Source organism: Streptomyces carminius, assembly GCF_002794255.1.
Classification (GTDB): Bacteria; Actinomycetota; Actinomycetes; order Streptomycetales; family Streptomycetaceae; genus Streptomyces; species Streptomyces carminius.
In genome coordinates this window covers 407,104-422,687 of the sequence record NZ_PGGW01000060.1, presented here as the reverse complement: position 1 = coordinate 422,687, position 15,584 = coordinate 407,104, and the positions used below count along the sequence as shown (strand labels likewise).

The following is a 15,584-nucleotide window of genomic DNA, read 5'->3' as shown; positions in this document are numbered from 1 at the left end:
GACGACCTGCACGACCCGGAGCCGACCGCCGCGGAGCAGCATCTGGGCGACCGCCTCGCGGCCCTGGTGGACGGCGAGCTGGGGCACGAGACGAGGGAGCGCGTCCTCGCCCATCTGGCGACCTGCCATGCCTGCAAGACGGAGGCCGACGCCCAGCGCAGGCTGAAGAGCGTCTTCGCCGAGGCCGCGCCGCCGCCGCCCTCGGAAGGACTCCTCGCGAGGCTCCAGGGGCTTCCCGGCGGCCTGGGCGGTGATTTCGGCGAGCTCGGCGGTCCCGGTGGTCCCGGTCGTCCCGGTGGTCTCGGGGAGCCGTCCCTCAGGGGCCGGAGGCCGGATGGACGGGCGGACCCGGCCGGATCCACGTGGGAGTTCGAGTTCCTGCCGTCCGGCAGCGTGCTCTCCCCGGACCGGGGCTTCCGCATCCACGAGACGGACCGGCCGGCCTCGCGCGGGCGCCGTTTCGCCTTCGCGGCGGCGGGTGCCGTCTCCCTGGCCGCCTTCGCCCTGGGCGGCGCGCTCACCTCCACCGCCGGCGGTCCCACGGCCGCCGCGGGCGGCGAGGGCGGTACGGCTGCCAGCCCCCCGCCGCGCACCGCCGCGGCCGGCACGGAGCGCGGCCGGGAGAGGGAGCAGAAGACGGCCGGCACCCCGGTCGGGCCCGCCGCGGCACCGACGCCGACGTCCGCGCCCACCCGGTTCGGATCGCGGGTGGAGGCCGAGTTCGCGGCCCGGCAGTACGAACTGATGAGCGTGCCGGTGCTCGACGTGCCCGCCGGCCTGCGCCCGCCCCTGATACGCCCGGCGTATCCGGCCCGGCAGTTGCGCACCGCGCCGCCGCCCGGCAGCCGGGCGCCCGGTGGCCAGCCGCTCATGGGCACCTCCTCCTCCACCGCCCCCGCACCCGGTGCGGTGCCCACCGTGAGTCCGGTGGCGAGTCCGACGGCGGTCCACGCGGCTCCGCACGGCCGCTGAGCGGCCGTTCCGCACGCTCCCGGCGTTTTCGGGGCCGGGGGTCCGGGCGGCCGCCCGGACCCCCGGCGGGTCCGTCCGTGCCCCGTGGCGCCGAACTGGTTCAATCGGTGGGATCGGGACGACCACCGGGGACACCGCGCGGGCAGGCGCGGGGAGGTGGTGCGGGTGAATGTGGGGAGAGCATGGACGAGGGGAAGGCCGCCGATGCCGCGCCGCGGCCGCTGCACGGTGAGGACCCGTACGGCACACCGCCCTACGGCGGCCCGGGTCCCTGGGCCCCGGCCCCGCCCGTCCAGCACCCCGTGACGCCCGCGCGGGGCACCGGTCCGCCGCCGGACCCGGCGTTCGCGCGGTACGACCCGTGGGCGCCGCCGTCCGACCCGCCGTCCGACCCGCCGTCCGCCGCACAGTCCGCCACGCCGCCCTCCGGGGTGCCGGTGCCGCCCGCCCCCTCCCCGGACCTGTGGGAGGCCCCGTACGGCCCGCACAGCGGCTCTGCCGGCCCCGCCGCGGAGCCGCGCCGCCGCCGGATCGCCGCGGTGGCCGTGCTCCTGGCGCTGGCCGCCGGCTCGGCGGGCGGCGTGGCCGGGGCGTACGCGGAGCGGCACGGCGTACTCGGGCTCGGCACGATCGAGCTGTCCCAGGCGCCCGCCGAGGACACCGGCCGTGATCCGCGCAGTGTGGCGGGGATCGCCGAGCGGGCCCTCCCGGGTGTGGTGACCATCCATGTCCGCGGCGCCGGGGAGCAGGGCACCGGCACCGGCTTCGTCCTCGACGGCCGCGGACACCTGCTGACCAACCACCATGTGGTGGAGCCCGCCGGGGACGGCGGGGACATCACGGTGACCTTCCACGACGGGCAGACCGCCGCCGCCGAGGTGGTCGGCACCGACAGCGGCTACGACCTCGCCGTGCTGCGGGTGCGGGAGGTCTTCGGACTGCGTCCGCTGCCGCTGGGCAACTCCGACTCCGTGCGCGTGGGCGACCCGGTCGTGGCGATCGGCGCGCCGTACGACCTGGCGGGCACGGTCACCGCGGGCATCATCAGCGCCAGGGAGCGCCCGATCGTCGCGGGCGGCGGGAACGGCGGGGATGCCGGGGACGTCAGCTATGTGGACGCGCTGCAGACCGACGCGCCGATCAACCCCGGCAACTCCGGCGGCCCCCTGATGGACACCGAGGGCCGGGTGATCGGCATCAACAGCGCGATCCGCGCCGCCGGCGACGGCTCGCCGGCGGTCGGCCCCGGCGGCAGCGTCGGCCTGGGCTTCGCCATCCCGGTCAACCAGGCCAAGCGGGTGGCCGAGGAGCTGATCAACACCGGCCGGGCCACCCATCCGGTGATCGGCGTCACGCTCGACATGGACTACTCCGGCGACGGCGCCCGGATCACGCCGGAGGCCGGCCGGGGGAACGCGCCGGTGGTGCCGGGCGGGCCCGCCGACCGGGCGGGCGTCGAGGCCGGCGACGTCATCACCGCGGTGGACGGCACCCGGGTGCACAGCGGGGAGGAGCTGATCGTGCGGATCCGCAGCCACCGTCCCGGCGACCGGCTGGAACTGACCGTCGAACGCGGCGGTGCGGAGCGCTCGGTGAGCCTCGTTCTCGGATCGGCGACCGGACCGTGACGGCCGCCGGACGGCCGCCGTCCACATCGCCGACTCCCCCCCCGGGCCTCCCGGCGGGTACCGTGACTGTGGCCGCACGGGTCGTGGACTTATCTGAGGGAGCTGCACGGTGTTCTTCGACATAGGACCCCTGGAGCTGGTCGCGCTCATCATCCTGGCGGTCCTCGTCTTCGGGCCGGAGAAGCTGCCGAAGCTCATCCAGGACGTCGCCGGCTTCGTACGCAAGGTCCGGGAGTTCTCGGACAACGCCCGGGAGGACATCCGCCGGGAGCTGGGCCCGGAGTTCAAGGACTTCGAGTTCGAGGACCTCAATCCCAAGAACTTCGCCCGCAAGCACCTGCTGGACAACGAGGACCTGGGGCTGAAGGAGATCCGCAACGGCTTCGACCTGCGCCAGGAGCTCGCCGAGGTCACGGACGCGGTCAACAGCCGGGAGAGCTCCGCGGGCACTGCCGCGGGTGCCGCTGCGGGCACTGCCGCGGGTGCCGCGGACTCCGCCGCCCCGGCGGGCGGCATCTCCCTGGAGAAGTCCTCCGACGGCTCCGCGGACCGGCCCTCCGGCCGGCCGGGCTCCGCCGCCCCGGCGGACGGCACCTCGCTGAAGAAGTCCTCCGACGGCTCCCCGCCGTTCGATGCCGACGCCACCTGACGGCCCCCGCCCGGCCCGTCCGGGAGGTGCGCCGGGAGGGCCACCCGCGACCGGACACAGCCGGTCCTGTCCGGTTCGGCGGACAACGGTGGCTATCCTCCCTGTGTCCGTGGGTCGGGCCGCCCGAGGGGGGCGGGCCCCGCGGCACAGGGCATACGAGGAGGCGTCGCACAGATGGAGACGACGGGCCGGGCAGGGCCGCAGGACGCATCCGCGTCCGGGGCGGACGGGGTGATCGACGGCTATCTGATGGCCGACTTCCCCTGGTACGGCCTCGACGAGGCCTTCACCGGCCCGCGCTGGCTGGTGAGGGTCGGCGCCGCCGCCGACGGCAGGGTCGAGCACGGCGCGACCGGCCACGGGGAGGAACCCTCCTTCCGGTCCGACGCCGAGGACCCGGACGGCCGGAGCTTCGCCGTCGTCGTGACGGTCGCCGGAAGGCCGGGCCGCAGCAGTCCGGACGGCACGGGGATCCTGGAGGCCACCTCGGTCTCGTCGGCCGCGTGGCTGGCCGGATCGGGCCTGCTGTCATGCACCTGGCCCACCCGAATGGACCTCGCGTTCCGGCAGAGCTGGCTCGACCAGCAGACGGCGACCGCCTGGGAGCTCGCGGACGACCTGGACAACTCCGCCTGGTCCGCCCTGACCCTGCCGGTCGACGGCACACCGGCCGAGTTCCGCTACCGGGAGTCGGAGTACGGCTGGGTGCTGGCGGGACCGGGGCAGGGCGGTGTGCACATCGGCGCCTACGGGCGGGGGATGAGCGCCTACGGGCTGGGCTTCTCGGTGATCAAGGACCTCACCGCCTACGACCGCTGACCGGCCGCCCCGGCGCGTGCCGGGGCGGCGTACCGCCCCGGCCGGCCTCAGAACTTGTTGCGCGGGGTGATCCCCAGCGACATCCCGGCCAGTCCGCGCTGCCGTCCGCCCAGCTTGCCCGCGATCGCGCGGATCGCCGAGCCGGCGGGGGAGTCCGGGTCGGTCAGTACCACCGGCCTGCCCTCGTCGCCGCCCTCGCGCAGCCGTACGTCGATCGGGATGGACCCGAGTACCGGGACGGTGGTGCCGGTGGTCCGGCTCAGCCCGTCGGCCACCCGCTGGCCGCCGCCGGTGCCGAAGACGTCCACCATCTCGTCGCAGTGCGGGCAGGGCAGCCCGGACATGTTCTCCACGACGCCCACGATCTTCTGGTGGGTCTGCACGGCGATGGAGCCGGCGCGCTCGGCCACCTCGGCCGCCGCCTGCTGCGGGGTGGTGACCACCAGGATCTCGGCGTTCGGGACGAGCTGCGCCACCGAGATGGCGATGTCACCCGTGCCGGGCGGCAGGTCCAGCAGCAGCACGTCCAGATCGCCCCAGTAGACGTCGGCGAGGAACTGCTGGAGCGCGCGGTGCAGCATCGGCCCGCGCCACACCACCGGGGCGTTGCCCGGGGTGAACATGCCGATCGAGATGACCTTCACCCCGTTCGCGGACGGCGGCATGATCATGTTCTCGACCTGGGTGGGCCGGCCCTCCGCGCCCAGCATGCGCGGTACCGAGTGGCCGTAGATGTCGGCGTCCACGACGCCCACCTTCAGCCCGTCGGCCGCCATCGCCGCCGCCAGGTTGACCGTCACCGAGGACTTGCCGACCCCTCCCTTGCCGGAGGCGATCGCGTACACCCGGGTCAGCGAGTCCGGCCGGGCGAACGGGACCTCGCGCTCGGCCTGCCCGCCGCGCAGGGTGGCCGCCAGCTCGCGGCGCTGCTCGTCGCTCATCACGTCCAGCGAGACCGCCACGCCGGTGACGCCCGCCACCCGGCCGACCGCCTCGGTCACCGAGGAGGTGATCGTGTCGCGCATGGGGCAGCCGGACACCGTCAGATAGACCGTGACCGCCACCGAGCCGTCCTCGGCGATCTCCACCGACTTCACCATGCCCAGTTCGGTGATCGGGCGGTGGATCTCCGGATCGTTCACGGTGGCGAGCGCGGCGCGGACCGCGTCCTCGGTGGGGGTTCCGCTGGGTGCCGCGGACGTGTCAGTAGCCATGGCTCCGATGGTACGGCCCGCCGGCGGCCCCGCCGAAGGAGGCGGCCGAGACCCCGGTCACCGCCTGCCGCCCCGGCCGGGCGGGGCCGTCAGTGCTCCTCGCGGTCGGCGGGGGGCGGGACGGCGCCGCGCTGCTCCAGCTCCTTCAGCAGGTCCTGCAGCTCCGAGCGGATCCAGTCCCGGGTGGCGACCTCGCCCAGGTTCATCCGCAGTGTGGCGACCTCCCGGGTGAGGTACTCGGTGTCGGCGATGGAGCGGTCGTTGCGCTTGCGGTCCTGCTCCAGGTTCACCCGGTCCCGGTCGTCCTGCCGGTTCTGGGCCAGCAGGATCAGCGGGGCGGCGTAGGAGGCCTGGAGCGAGAGCATCAGGGTCAGGAAGATGAACGGGTACTCGTCGAAGCGCAGCGCCGCCGGAGCCGTGGTGTTCCAGACGAGCCACAGGATGATGACCACCGTCATCCAGACGATGAACCGCCCGGTGCCCAGGAAGCGGGCGATCCGCTCCGACAGCCGTCCGAAGGCCTCCGGGTCGTACTCCGGCAGCGGGGAGCGGCGTGGCACCATCGGTTGGTCCAGCCGTACCCGGCGGTCCCGTCCGGTGACCGGGGGAAGGCTCCGCTCCCGTTCCCTGCGCGCCATGCGCTCGTCCCGTTCCCTATCGGCCATCGACGCTCTCCCGGCTCTCACGGCTGTCGAGTTCGCTCTCCGCCGGCGGACCGGGCGCTCCGACCGCCCGCCGGGCCGCCGCCTCCCGCCAGTCCTCGGGCAGCAGATGGTCCAGGACGTCGTCGACCGTGACGGCGCCCAGCAGCGAGCCGTTCTCGTCCACCACCGGCGCCGCCACGATGTCGTACGCCGCCAGATAGCTGGTCAGCGTGGACAGCGGGGTGTCGGGGGGCAGCGGCCGCAGGTCGGTGTCCACGACCGCGCCGACCAGGGTGCCCGGCGGTTCCCGCAGCAGCCGCTGGAAGTGCGCCATCCCCAGGTACTTCCCCGTCGGGGTCTCGTCCGGCGGCCGGCACACGTACACCTGCGCGGCCAGCGGGGCGGGCACGTCCTTCACCCTTATCCGGGCCAGGGCGTCGGCGACCGTGGCGTCGGGGCGCAGCACGAGCGGCTCGGTCGTCATCATGCCGCCCGCGGTGTGCTCCTCGTAGGTCAGCAGCCGCCGCACCGGGGCCGCCTCCTGCGGCTCCATCAGCCGCAGCAGCCGCTCCATGTCCCTCTCGGGCAGCTCGGAGAGGAGATCGGCGGCGTCGTCGGGGTCCATCGCCTCCAGCACGTCGGCGGCGCGCTCGTCCTTGAGCTTGCGCAGGATCTCCACCTGGTCGTCGTCCGGCAGCTCCTCCAGCACGTCCGCCAGCCGGTCGTCGTCCAGCGCGGCGGCGACCTCCGCGCGGCGCTTGGCCGACAGATGGTGCAGCACGTTGGCGAGGTCGGCCGGACGCAGCTGCTCGAAGGTGGCCAGCAGGCTGGCCGCCCCCTGGCCCTCCTCCTCCAGCGAGAAGCCGGTCACCGCCGACCACTCCACGGTCAGCGTCTCCCCGCGCCGCCGCCGCAGCGGACCACCGCCGCCCTGCCGTACGAAGACCTTGTCGATCACCCAGTCGCGGCGGCTCGGCGGCTGGGTGAGGCCGACGTCGAGCACGGTGACCTTCTCGTCCGTCCCGACCATCGTCACCTGCCGGTCCAGCAGTTCGCCCAGGACCAGGGTCTCGGTGGGCCGCTGTTCGAAGCGCCGCAGGTTCACCACCCCGGTGGTGATCACCTGCCCGGACTCGACTCCGGTCACCCGGGTCATGGGGAGGAAGACGCGCCGCCTGCTGATCACCTCGACGACCAGACCGAGGACACGCGGCGGCAGCTCGCCGACGCGCAGCATGGCCACCACGTCCCGGACGCGGCCGACCTGGTCCCCGACGGGGTCGAAGACGGCGACCCCGGAGAGGTGCGAGACGAACACCCGTGAGCCGCCCAGCGCCATGCCCTGTCCTCCCCGTCCCGCTCGTGGTCCCGCTCGTGTGGTCCCGCTCGTGCGCGCGGATACCGGCCGTGCGCCGCCGCACGGTCGCCGGGTACCCGGCCGCGGCCGGATATCCGCGGGAAGCGGTGACCCGAATGCGGGTTTCAGGCTAACGCGCCCCCCGCCGGCCCTCCTCGGCGGCATCGGCCGGACGGCCGCCCTCCGCTCGTGGCCGGCGCCCCCGGTAGGGTGCGGTCCTGCTGCCCCGATCCCAGGAGGAAGAGCGGACGTGACTGCGTGGGTCCACGGTGTTCGTGCCCGGAGTACGGCGGTGGTGGGGGCGGTCCTCGCGGCACTGGTGGTGGTGCTCACCGGATGCGGGTCCCAGGACCCGGACGAGGGGACCAACGGGGTGGGCAGGCTCTCCGCCACCGAGATCGAGGAGAGGGCCCGCAAGGCCGCCCGGGGGGCCGGGTCCGTACGGTTGTCGGGCAGCGTGGTCAGCCAGGGGCGGACCTACCGGCTGGACATGCGGCTGACGGGCGACGGCGGCATAGGCGAGGTACTCGCCAAGGGCGGGCCCCGCTTCGAGCTGCTGCGGATCGGCGAGGAGCTCTACCTCAAGGCCGGCGCGGACTTCTGGGTCCACCAGGAGCAGGACGGCGGGGAGCCGGCCGACTCGGACCTGGCGGCGGCCCGCAAGCTGGAGGGCAAGTACGTCAAGGTGCCGACCGGTGATCCGGCCCACCGGCAGCTCAGCGGTTTCACGGACAAGGACGTGCTGCTGGAGGGGCTGATCGCGCTCCAGGGGAAGCGGGAGAAGGGCGACCGGGAAGAGGTCGACGGCGTGCGGACGATCGAGGTGCGGGCCGGGAAGGGCGAGGGCGGGGTGCTCAGCGTCGCGCTGGTCGGTACGCCGTATCCGCTGCGGCTGGAGCGCGGCGGCGGCGCGGGGGTGGTCGAACTGACCGAGTGGGACAAGGAGTTCGCCCTGCGGGCCCCGGACGAGGAGCAGGTCGTCGACTACGGGAAGAACATCTCGGCGGGGGAGTAGCCGGAGGCCGGGCCCGGGACCGGGACCGCTCCCGGGCCCGGCCTCGCCGTCCCGCGGCGGGGGCTCAGCCCCGGCGGCGCCCGCGGCGCAGCAGCAGCTTCGGCAGCCCGGCCGGAGCCGGTCGGCGGGTGGTCGCCGCCGTCGGCAGCGGGGCGGCGGCCCGGGAGCCGTCCGGCATCGCGCCGGGCCCCTCGGTGGGCTCCCCGGCGGGTTCCAGCCGCAGCACCCGGCACTCGCGTGCCCAGCGTCCGGCGATCGACGCGGCGTCCGGCGCGTTGAGCCGTTTGCCGGCCAGCTCGGCGACCGCGGCCTCCCACCGGTCCCCGTCCGGGGGGAGTTCGACGACCCGGGCGGGCCAGACGACCAGCCGCCCGCCCTTGTCCTTGCTGCGCGCGGTCACCGCCGCGGTGCCGCCGTGGACGAGCCCGAGGCCGGCCAGCGGCTGCTCGCCGGGACCGTCGCCCACCAGGCAGACGGCACCGTCGTGCCAGACGTGCCACAGGGCGCGGTCCGGCCCCTGTGGACCGCGCACCCAGACCAGGGCGGACTTCTTCGCCGACTCCTCGATCAGTGCCCGGCCGGACGCGGGGATGGACGGTGTCGTCATGGGGGGACCCTACCTCCGGCGGGCCGGGCCGTTCCGCCTCTCGGACGGTCAGTACCGCGACAGGGGCACGCGCCTTACTCTGGAGCGGACCGGCTCGAGCCGGGCGGCCCGGGACCGACCGGAGCACAGCAGAAGAGGAGCCCCGTGCGCACCGCCGACACCCCCACCGCCCACCGGGCGTCCGACACCGTCACGGCCGCCGTCACCGGGTACCGGGGCGCCGGTGCCGACCTCTTCCTGCTGGTGGTCGCCGTCTCGGGCATCTCGCTGTCCGCGCCCCTGATCGCGGCCACCGCCGCGCCGGCCCTGGCCATCGCCTTCTGGCGCAACGCGATGGCCGTCGGCGTGCTCACCCCGGTGGCCCTGCTGTGGCACCGGGCCGAACTGCGTGCCATGAGCCGCCGCACCGTCGCACTGGCCACCGCCGCCGGGGCGCTGCTCGCCCTGCACTTCGCGCTGTGGCTGCCCAGCCTGCACATGACCTCGGTCGCCTCCTCGACCGCGCTGGTCACCACCACCCCGATCTGGACCACCCTGCTGCTGCGGCTGCGCGGCCACCGGCAGTCCGCGCTGGTCTGGGCGGGCACGGGGGTGGCCTTCGCCGGTGTGGTGCTCCTCACCGGGGTGGACCTGTCGCTCTCACCGCGGGCGCTGGCGGGCGACGCCCTGGCGCTGGCGGCCGGCATGGCGGCGGCCGGCTACGTGCTGCTCGGCGCGGAGGTGCGCCGCACCGTGTCCACCACCGGCTACACCTTCGTCTGCTACACCGTCACGGCCGTACTGCTGCTGGCCGGCTGCCTGGCCCTCGGCGTGGAGCTGGGCGGCTACAGCGGCGAGACCTGGTTCAAGCTCGCGCTGCTCACCGCCACCGCGCAACTGCTGGGCCACTCGCTGCTCAACCGGGTGGTGCGCGGGCTGGGCCCGTCGGTCACCTCCACGGCGATCCTGCTGGAGACCCCGGGCGCGGCGCTGATCGCCGCCCTCTGGCTGGGCCAGAACCCGCCCGCCGCCGTCTACGGCGCGCTGGTGGTGATCATGGCCGGGCTGGCCCTGGTGGTCCGGGCGAACACCAGGGGGGCGCGCTGACCGCCGGTGCGGCGGGGACACCCGGGGAACCCGCACGTCCGGCGGCCGTCCCGGCCGTCCCTGCCACGGGGCCGGGCGGCCGCGGGAACGGGGAGGTCAGAGCCAGCCGTTGCGCTTGAAGCCGCGGTGGATGGCGTAGCAGATCCCGACGATCACCGCCATGACGGTCGGGTAGCCGTACCGCCACTCCAGCTCCGGCATGTAGTCGAAGTTCATGCCGTAGATACCGGCGATCATTGTCGGGACGGCGAAGATCGCCGCCCATGAGGTGATCTTCCGCATGTCCTCGTTCTGGGCCACCGTCGCCTGGGCGAGGTTCGCCTGGAGGATCGAGTTCAGCAGGTCGTCGAAGGAGAGCACCTGCTCGTTCACCCGGGTCAGGTGGTCGGCGACGTCGCGGAAGTACTTCTGGATGTCGGGGTCGACCAGCCGCATCGGCCGCTCGCTGAGCAGCTGCATCGGCCGCAGCAGCGGCGAGACCGCCCGCTTGAACTCCAGCACCTCGCGCTTGAGCTGGTAGATCCGTCCGGCGTCACTGCCCCGGCGGCCCCGGCCCGCGCTCTCCGAGAAGACCTGGATCTCCACCTCGTCGATGTCGTCCTGCACCGCGTCGGCGACCGCCAGATAGCCGTCGACCACCTGGTCGGCGATGGCGTGCAGCACCGCCGAGGGGCCCTTGGCCAGCAGCTCGGGGTCGTCCTCCAGCCGGTGGCGCAGGCTGCGCAGCGAGCCCTGGGTGCCGTGCCGGACGGTGATGACGTAGTCCCGGCCGGTGAAGCACATCACCTCGCCCGTCTCCACCACCTCGCTGGTGTCGGTGAGTTCGGCGTGCTCGACGTAGTGGATCGTCTTGAAGACGGTGAACAGGGAGTCGTCGTACCGCTCCAGCTTCGGCCGCTGGTGCGCGTGGACGGCGTCCTCGACGGCGAGCGGGTGCAGACCGAACTCCCGGGCGATGCCGGAGAACTCCTCCTGGGTGGGCTCGTGCAGGCCGATCCACACGAACGCGCCGTCCCGGCCGCCGTCCTGCGAGCGCAGCGCGCGCAGGGCCTCGGCGGGGGACAGCCGGCAGGTCTCGCGGCGGCCGTCCCGGTAGACGGCGCAGTCCACGACGGCGCTGCTCCCGGCGGTGTCGTCGTGGGCACCGCCGGGGACGTAGGGGGAGCGGCCGCCCCGGCGGAGGGTGGGACGCACCACGGCGCGCAGGTCTCGGATCATCGACATGCTGGGCTCCTTCGCGTGCCGAGCCGCCGGCGGCGGGCGCAGCGCTGCCCGGAATGTGGACCTACGGAGCCCACGGAACCTGGGGAACCGGTGGACCGGAGGCCTGCAAAGCGGGCACCACGCGAACCGCGCGAACCAGCGGCGTTCGAGGGGGTGGTCGAGCAGGGTTCATGCGCTCTTCCACGGAGCCGGTCCGCGGGGGAGAGAAGAAGGCTTCCTCAGTGCTTCCTCGGGGTTGCCCCGCCCGGTGGCGGGGTAAGGAAGGCGGGGGATCCTCGGGTCTCAGGCGCGGCGACGGGGCTGCCGTACGGAAGAGCGGCCGGTACTGCACGGTCGACTCGGATCCATCGCAGCCCCACCTCCTCCGGCCGGTCCCCGCTGGGGGAATATGTGTACACGCCTTGACCAGCAGTCAACGGTAGCACTCGCGAAGCCCCTCCCAGGACCGCTCCGGGCCGCCACTCACCCTCTTTGCCCGATCAATACACGATCTATGCTCGCCGTATGGCACACGTTCTCCAGTTGGCCGAGGCCGCCCTGCGCGACGCACTCGGGGAGCCCGACGCGCGGGCCGCGGTGACCTTTCTGGGCGCCGACCGGATCGAGGTGCTGCGTTTTCCGGGTTTTCCGGGTTCTCCGGGCTTTCCGGGCGTCGGCACGGGGGCCGGTGACGGGAACGGGGTGGTGCGGTACGCCACGCTGGGGATGTCCGCCTCGCCCATGGCCGATCCCGCCGCCGTCGTCGCCGACCCCGACCGCGGCCCCCGCGCCGAACTGGTGCTGACGGTGCGGGCCGGAGTGGCCGACACCGACAAGGTGCTGCGCCCGCTCGCCGTGCTCGCCGCCTCTCCCCAGGTGGAGGGGCTGGTCGTGGCGCCGGGCGCCGCGCTGGAGACGGGCGAGCCGCTGTGGCCGGGCGCGCCGTTCACCTCCGTGCTGGTCGGCGAGCCCGGCGGTCTGGTGGCGGATCTGGAGCTGGAGCCGCCCAGGGATCCCGTCCGCTTCCTGCCGCTGCTGCCGATGACGCCCAACGAGGCCGCCTGGAAGCGGGTGCACGGCGCGGCGGCGCTCCAGGAGCGCTGGCTGGCGCACGGCACGGACCTGCGCGATCCCGGACGCCCGTCCGTACCGCTGACGGACTGAGCGGGGCCGCCGCGTGCCCCCGCCACGGCCCTCCCGCGTCCCTTCCGTGCCCTTCCCGTGCCCCTCCCGCGGCCGTTCCGCAGTCGCTCCGGGGCCGTTCCGCGTCCGGTGTCCCCGCCCGGGGCCGCGGCCGACTCGGTGGCGCGATCCGTACGAGTGATCGTCCTTGACGCGGGGCGCCCGGGGGAGGACCGTTGTGCCCCATGAGGGGCGAACCCAGTTGCCCGAAGTGCGGCGGCCGTGTCCGGGCACCCGGCCTCTTCGCCGACTCCTGGCAGTGCGCGGCGCACGGGGCGGTGTACCCGCTCCAGCCGGTCCTGCCGCCGAGCGTGGAGGCCCTCGGCGTCGTCCTGCACCGTGCCCGGGTACCGGTGTGGATGCCCTGGCCGCTGCCGATCGGCTGGCTGTTCACCGGGATCGCCTACGCGGGCGACGACCGCAGTGGCGGCCGGGCCACCGTCGTCGCCTGCTCGGGTCCCAGCCCGCTCGGCGGCCCGGGCGAGCTGCTGCTGGTGGCCGAGGAGCTGGGCGTCGGCCTCGGCGCGCGCTACGCCGGGGTCCCCGGCCCCGATCCGGGCCCGTACCTGGACGTGAACCGGCCACCGCACACGAAGGTCCTCGCCGCCGGCCGCCCCACCCCGCTGTGGCTGGTGGGCGGCACCCCCGACGACCGCGCGGTGTTCGCGGGCGAGGCGTGCGGGCTGTGGCTGTGGGCGGTCGTCTGGCCCGAGCGGTCCGGGCTGCTGATGTACGACGAGGTGGTGCTCACCGATCTGCGGGAGGCGGGCGCCGAGGTGGAGCTGGTGCCGTGCGGCGCGCTCTCCCCGCGCCTGGTGGGGACGCCCCGGGAGCCGGGCCGGTGACGGCGCGCATGGCTGTTCTATTCTGAGGTGTCCGTTCCAGCCGTCCGCCGTGGGAGCCTTTGTCGTGCGCATCGACCTGCACACCCACTCGACCGCCTCGGACGGTACGGACACCCCCGCCGAGCTGGTGCGCGGCGCCGCGGCCGCCGGGCTGGACGTGGTGGCGCTGACCGACCACGACACGGTCGCCGGGCACCCCGAGGCGATCGGCGCGCTGCCCGCCGGCCTCACCCTCGTCACCGGTGCCGAGCTCTCCTGCCGGCTGGACGGGGTGAGCCTGCACATGCTGGCCTACCTGTTCGACCCGGCCGAGCCGGAGCTGGCACGCGAACGCGAGCTCGTCCGCGACGACCGGGTGCCGCGCGCCCGGGCCATGGTCGCGAAGCTCCGCGAGCTGGGTGTGCCGATCACCTGGGAGCGGGTCGCCGGGATCGCCGGGGAAGGCTCCGTGGGCCGCCCGCACATCGCGACCGCGATGGTGGAGGCCGGCGTCGTCGCGACCGTCTCGGACGCCTTCACCGCCGAGTGGATCGCCAATGACGGGCGGGCCTACGTCGACAAGCACGAGCTGGACCCCTTCACCGCGGTCCGGCTGATCCACGGTGCGGGCGGGGTGGCGGTCTTCGCCCACCCGCTGGCCGTCAAGCGCGGGGAGTGCGTGCCGGAGAGCGCCCTCGCGGAGCTGGCCGCCGCCGGGCTCGACGGCGTCGAGGTGGACCACATGGACCACGACGCCACCACCCGTGGGAGGCTGCGCGGCCTGGCCCGCGACCTCGGGCTGCTGGCCACCGGGTCCAGCGACTACCACGGCACCCGCAAGACCTGCCGGCTGGGGGAGCACACCACCGAGCCGGACGTCTACGCCGAGATCGCCGCCCGGGCGTCGGGCGCGGCTCCCGTCTCCGCCTGACGCACCGTCCCGATCCCCGCACCACCACCTCACACAGGGCGCCGCCGTGTTCGACCTCGCTGTTCTCGGGTCCGTCTTCGTCACACTCTTCGTGATCATGGACCCGCCCGGCATCATCCCCGTCTTCCTCGCGCTCACCTCCGGCCGTCCGGCCAAGGTGCAGCGGAGGATGGCCCTCCAGGCCACCGCCGTGGCCTTCGGGGTGATCGCCGTCTTCGGGCTGCTGGGGCGGCAGATCCTGGCCTATCTGCACGTGTCGATCCCCGCGCTGATGGTCGCGGGCGGCCTTCTGCTGCTGCTGGTCGCGCTGGACCTGCTCACCGGCCGGGCCGACGAGCCCCAGCAGAGCAAGGACGTCAACGCCGCACTCGTGCCGCTGGGCATGCCGCTGCTGGCCGGTCCCGGGGCGATCGTCTCGGTCATCCTGGCGGTGCAGCGCGCGGACGGGGTCGCCGGCCACCTCTCGGTGTGGTCGGCGATCGTCGCGCTGCACCTCGTGCTGTGGCTGGTGATGCGCTACTCGCTGCTGATCATCCGGATCATCAAGGACGGCGGGGTGGTCCTGGTCACCCGGCTGTCGGGGATGCTGCTGTCGGCGATCGCGGTCCAGCAGATCGCCAACGGCGTCACACAGTTCATCCAGGGGAACGGCCACTGAGGTGCCCGGCCCGGGGTGACGGTGATCCCGTAGGGGACGGCTGTGCGGCGGGCGTCTCCGGGCGGCACTCGACGGCGCGGCCCCGAGCCGCCGGTGCCCTGCCGCGGACACGCCGTTCACGGCACCGGCCGGCCGCCGGGTGCCTCCCCGCGGACCGCCGTGGGCGCGGCGACACGCCGCCCGACACGCCGCCCGAGGCGGTGACCAGCCGGATTCGCGGAGCGGCTGCGGCCACGTCACCGGTGAGCGGCGGCAAACGGTACCTTCTGCGGTAATCACATGATCAAGACGGGAGCGGTATGACTCCGACTGTCACAACTGTCACAGAGGAGCCGTGGGACAGCGCCGACGGCGTCCGGCTGCGCACCGCGATGGAGGCCGAACTGGCGGCCCGCTACGGCATGGAGGACCAGGAGCCCGAAGCACCGACCGCGGAGACCATCGACGTGTACGTGATAGCCCGCGGTGCGGGTGGCGAGGCGACCGGCTGCGGCGCCCTGCGCTTCCTGGACGACGGCACGGCCGAGCTCAAACGGATGTACGTGGTCCCGGAGTCCCGCGGTACCGGTGTGGCGACCGGCATCCTGCGAGCCCTGGAGGACCGCGCGCGTCAACGCGGGATCGACGCCGTAGTGCTGGCCACCGGCACCGGACAACCCGACGCGATCCGGTTCTACGAGCGTGAGGGCTACCAGCGGACCGCCGGCTTCGGGCCGTTCGCCGACCACCCGATGGCCAGGTGTTTCGCCCGCCGGCTCGACGACTGAGGCAACCTGTCGCGGCGGGGCGGGGACA

The 15,584-nt window shown here is 74.3% G+C and carries 16 protein-coding genes; 11 read left to right on the top strand and 5 right to left on the bottom strand.

Going from position 1 to position 15,584, the window contains the following annotated elements; all coding sequences use genetic code 11:
• Positions 1 to 6: 6 nt before the first annotated feature.
• From CUT44_RS20710 to CUT44_RS20695, 4 genes are all read left to right on the top strand, one after another.
• Entirely contained in the window at positions 7 to 972 is a 966-nt protein-coding gene (locus CUT44_RS20710) for an anti-sigma factor family protein (RefSeq protein WP_408646769.1), read from the top strand.
• Entirely contained in the window at positions 969 to 2,600 is a 1,632-nt protein-coding gene (locus CUT44_RS20705; RefSeq protein WP_233221533.1) for a S1C family serine protease, read from the top strand. Before CUT44_RS20710 ends, CUT44_RS20705 begins: the two co-directional genes overlap by 4 nt.
• Before the next feature lie 109 nt (positions 2,601 to 2,709).
• Positions 2,710 to 3,249, top strand: coding sequence for a sec-independent translocase (locus tag CUT44_RS20700; protein ID WP_100203384.1), 540 nt, complete (start codon positions 2,710 to 2,712; stop codon positions 3,247 to 3,249).
• Positions 3,250 to 3,423: 174 nt separating this feature from the next.
• A complete protein-coding gene (locus CUT44_RS20695; RefSeq protein ID WP_100203383.1) occupies positions 3,424 to 4,068 on the top strand; it encodes a hypothetical protein in 645 nt (214 codons plus the stop codon).
• 47 nt (positions 4,069 to 4,115) lie between these two features.
• Here the strand turns inward: CUT44_RS20695 and CUT44_RS20690 are convergent, their stop codons facing one another.
• The 3 genes from CUT44_RS20690 to CUT44_RS20680 form a co-directional block, all read right to left on the bottom strand.
• Positions 4,116 to 5,282, bottom strand: coding sequence for an Mrp/NBP35 family ATP-binding protein (locus CUT44_RS20690; protein ID WP_100203382.1), 1,167 nt, complete (start codon positions 5,280 to 5,282; stop codon positions 4,116 to 4,118).
• Positions 5,283 to 5,371: 89 nt separating this feature from the next.
• Complete coding sequence (locus CUT44_RS20685) at positions 5,372 to 5,947, bottom strand: DUF1003 domain-containing protein (RefSeq protein WP_100203381.1); 576 nt, start codon at positions 5,945 to 5,947, stop codon at positions 5,372 to 5,374.
• Entirely contained in the window at positions 5,937 to 7,265 is a 1,329-nt protein-coding gene (locus CUT44_RS20680; protein ID WP_100203380.1) for a magnesium transporter MgtE N-terminal domain-containing protein, read from the bottom strand. Before CUT44_RS20680 ends, CUT44_RS20685 begins: the two co-directional genes overlap by 11 nt.
• Positions 7,266 to 7,533: 268 nt before the next feature.
• Here CUT44_RS20680 and CUT44_RS20675 point away from each other — a divergent pair, with 268 nt between their 5' ends.
• On the top strand, positions 7,534 to 8,298 hold the full coding sequence (locus CUT44_RS20675; RefSeq protein WP_233221521.1) for a hypothetical protein: 765 nt from the start codon (positions 7,534 to 7,536) through the stop codon (positions 8,296 to 8,298).
• Between the two features lie 64 nt (positions 8,299 to 8,362).
• Here CUT44_RS20675 and CUT44_RS20670 read toward each other — a convergent pair whose 3' ends face one another.
• Complete coding sequence (locus CUT44_RS20670) at positions 8,363 to 8,905, bottom strand: hypothetical protein (RefSeq protein ID WP_100203379.1); 543 nt, start codon at positions 8,903 to 8,905, stop codon at positions 8,363 to 8,365.
• 144 nt (positions 8,906 to 9,049) lie between these two features.
• Between CUT44_RS20670 and CUT44_RS20665 the strand changes: the two genes are divergently transcribed.
• The gene (locus tag CUT44_RS20665) at positions 9,050 to 9,991 is read left to right on the top strand and encodes a DMT family transporter (RefSeq protein WP_100203378.1); all 942 of its coding nucleotides are present in this window, start codon (positions 9,050 to 9,052) and stop codon (positions 9,989 to 9,991) included.
• Between the two features lie 96 nt (positions 9,992 to 10,087).
• Here the strand turns inward: CUT44_RS20665 and corA are convergent, their stop codons facing one another.
• On the bottom strand, positions 10,088 to 11,215 hold the full coding sequence (gene corA / locus CUT44_RS20660) for a magnesium/cobalt transporter CorA (protein ID WP_100203377.1): 1,128 nt from the start codon (positions 11,213 to 11,215) through the stop codon (positions 10,088 to 10,090).
• A gap of 504 nt (positions 11,216 to 11,719) precedes the next feature.
• Between corA and CUT44_RS20655 the strand changes: the two genes are divergently transcribed.
• From CUT44_RS20655 to CUT44_RS20635, 5 genes are all read left to right on the top strand, one after another.
• Positions 11,720 to 12,358, top strand: coding sequence for a suppressor of fused domain protein (locus tag CUT44_RS20655; protein ID WP_100203376.1), 639 nt, complete (start codon positions 11,720 to 11,722; stop codon positions 12,356 to 12,358).
• A gap of 203 nt (positions 12,359 to 12,561) precedes the next feature.
• The gene (locus CUT44_RS20650; protein ID WP_100203375.1) at positions 12,562 to 13,221 is read left to right on the top strand and encodes a DUF6758 family protein; all 660 of its coding nucleotides are present in this window, start codon (positions 12,562 to 12,564) and stop codon (positions 13,219 to 13,221) included.
• Positions 13,222 to 13,285: 64 nt separating this feature from the next.
• Positions 13,286 to 14,131 carry a PHP domain-containing protein gene (locus CUT44_RS20645; protein ID WP_100203374.1) on the top strand — a complete coding sequence of 282 codons (846 nt, stop codon included), beginning with the start codon at positions 13,286 to 13,288 and terminating at the stop codon, positions 14,129 to 14,131.
• A 46-nt stretch (positions 14,132 to 14,177) separates the two neighbouring features.
• Entirely contained in the window at positions 14,178 to 14,789 is a 612-nt protein-coding gene (locus tag CUT44_RS20640; protein ID WP_100203373.1) for a MarC family protein, read from the top strand.
• A 299-nt stretch (positions 14,790 to 15,088) separates the two neighbouring features.
• Positions 15,089 to 15,556: a GNAT family N-acetyltransferase gene (locus CUT44_RS20635; protein ID WP_100203372.1), complete on the top strand. Its 468-nt coding sequence runs from the start codon at positions 15,089 to 15,091 to the stop codon at positions 15,554 to 15,556.
• Positions 15,557 to 15,584: the final 28 nt, after the last annotated feature.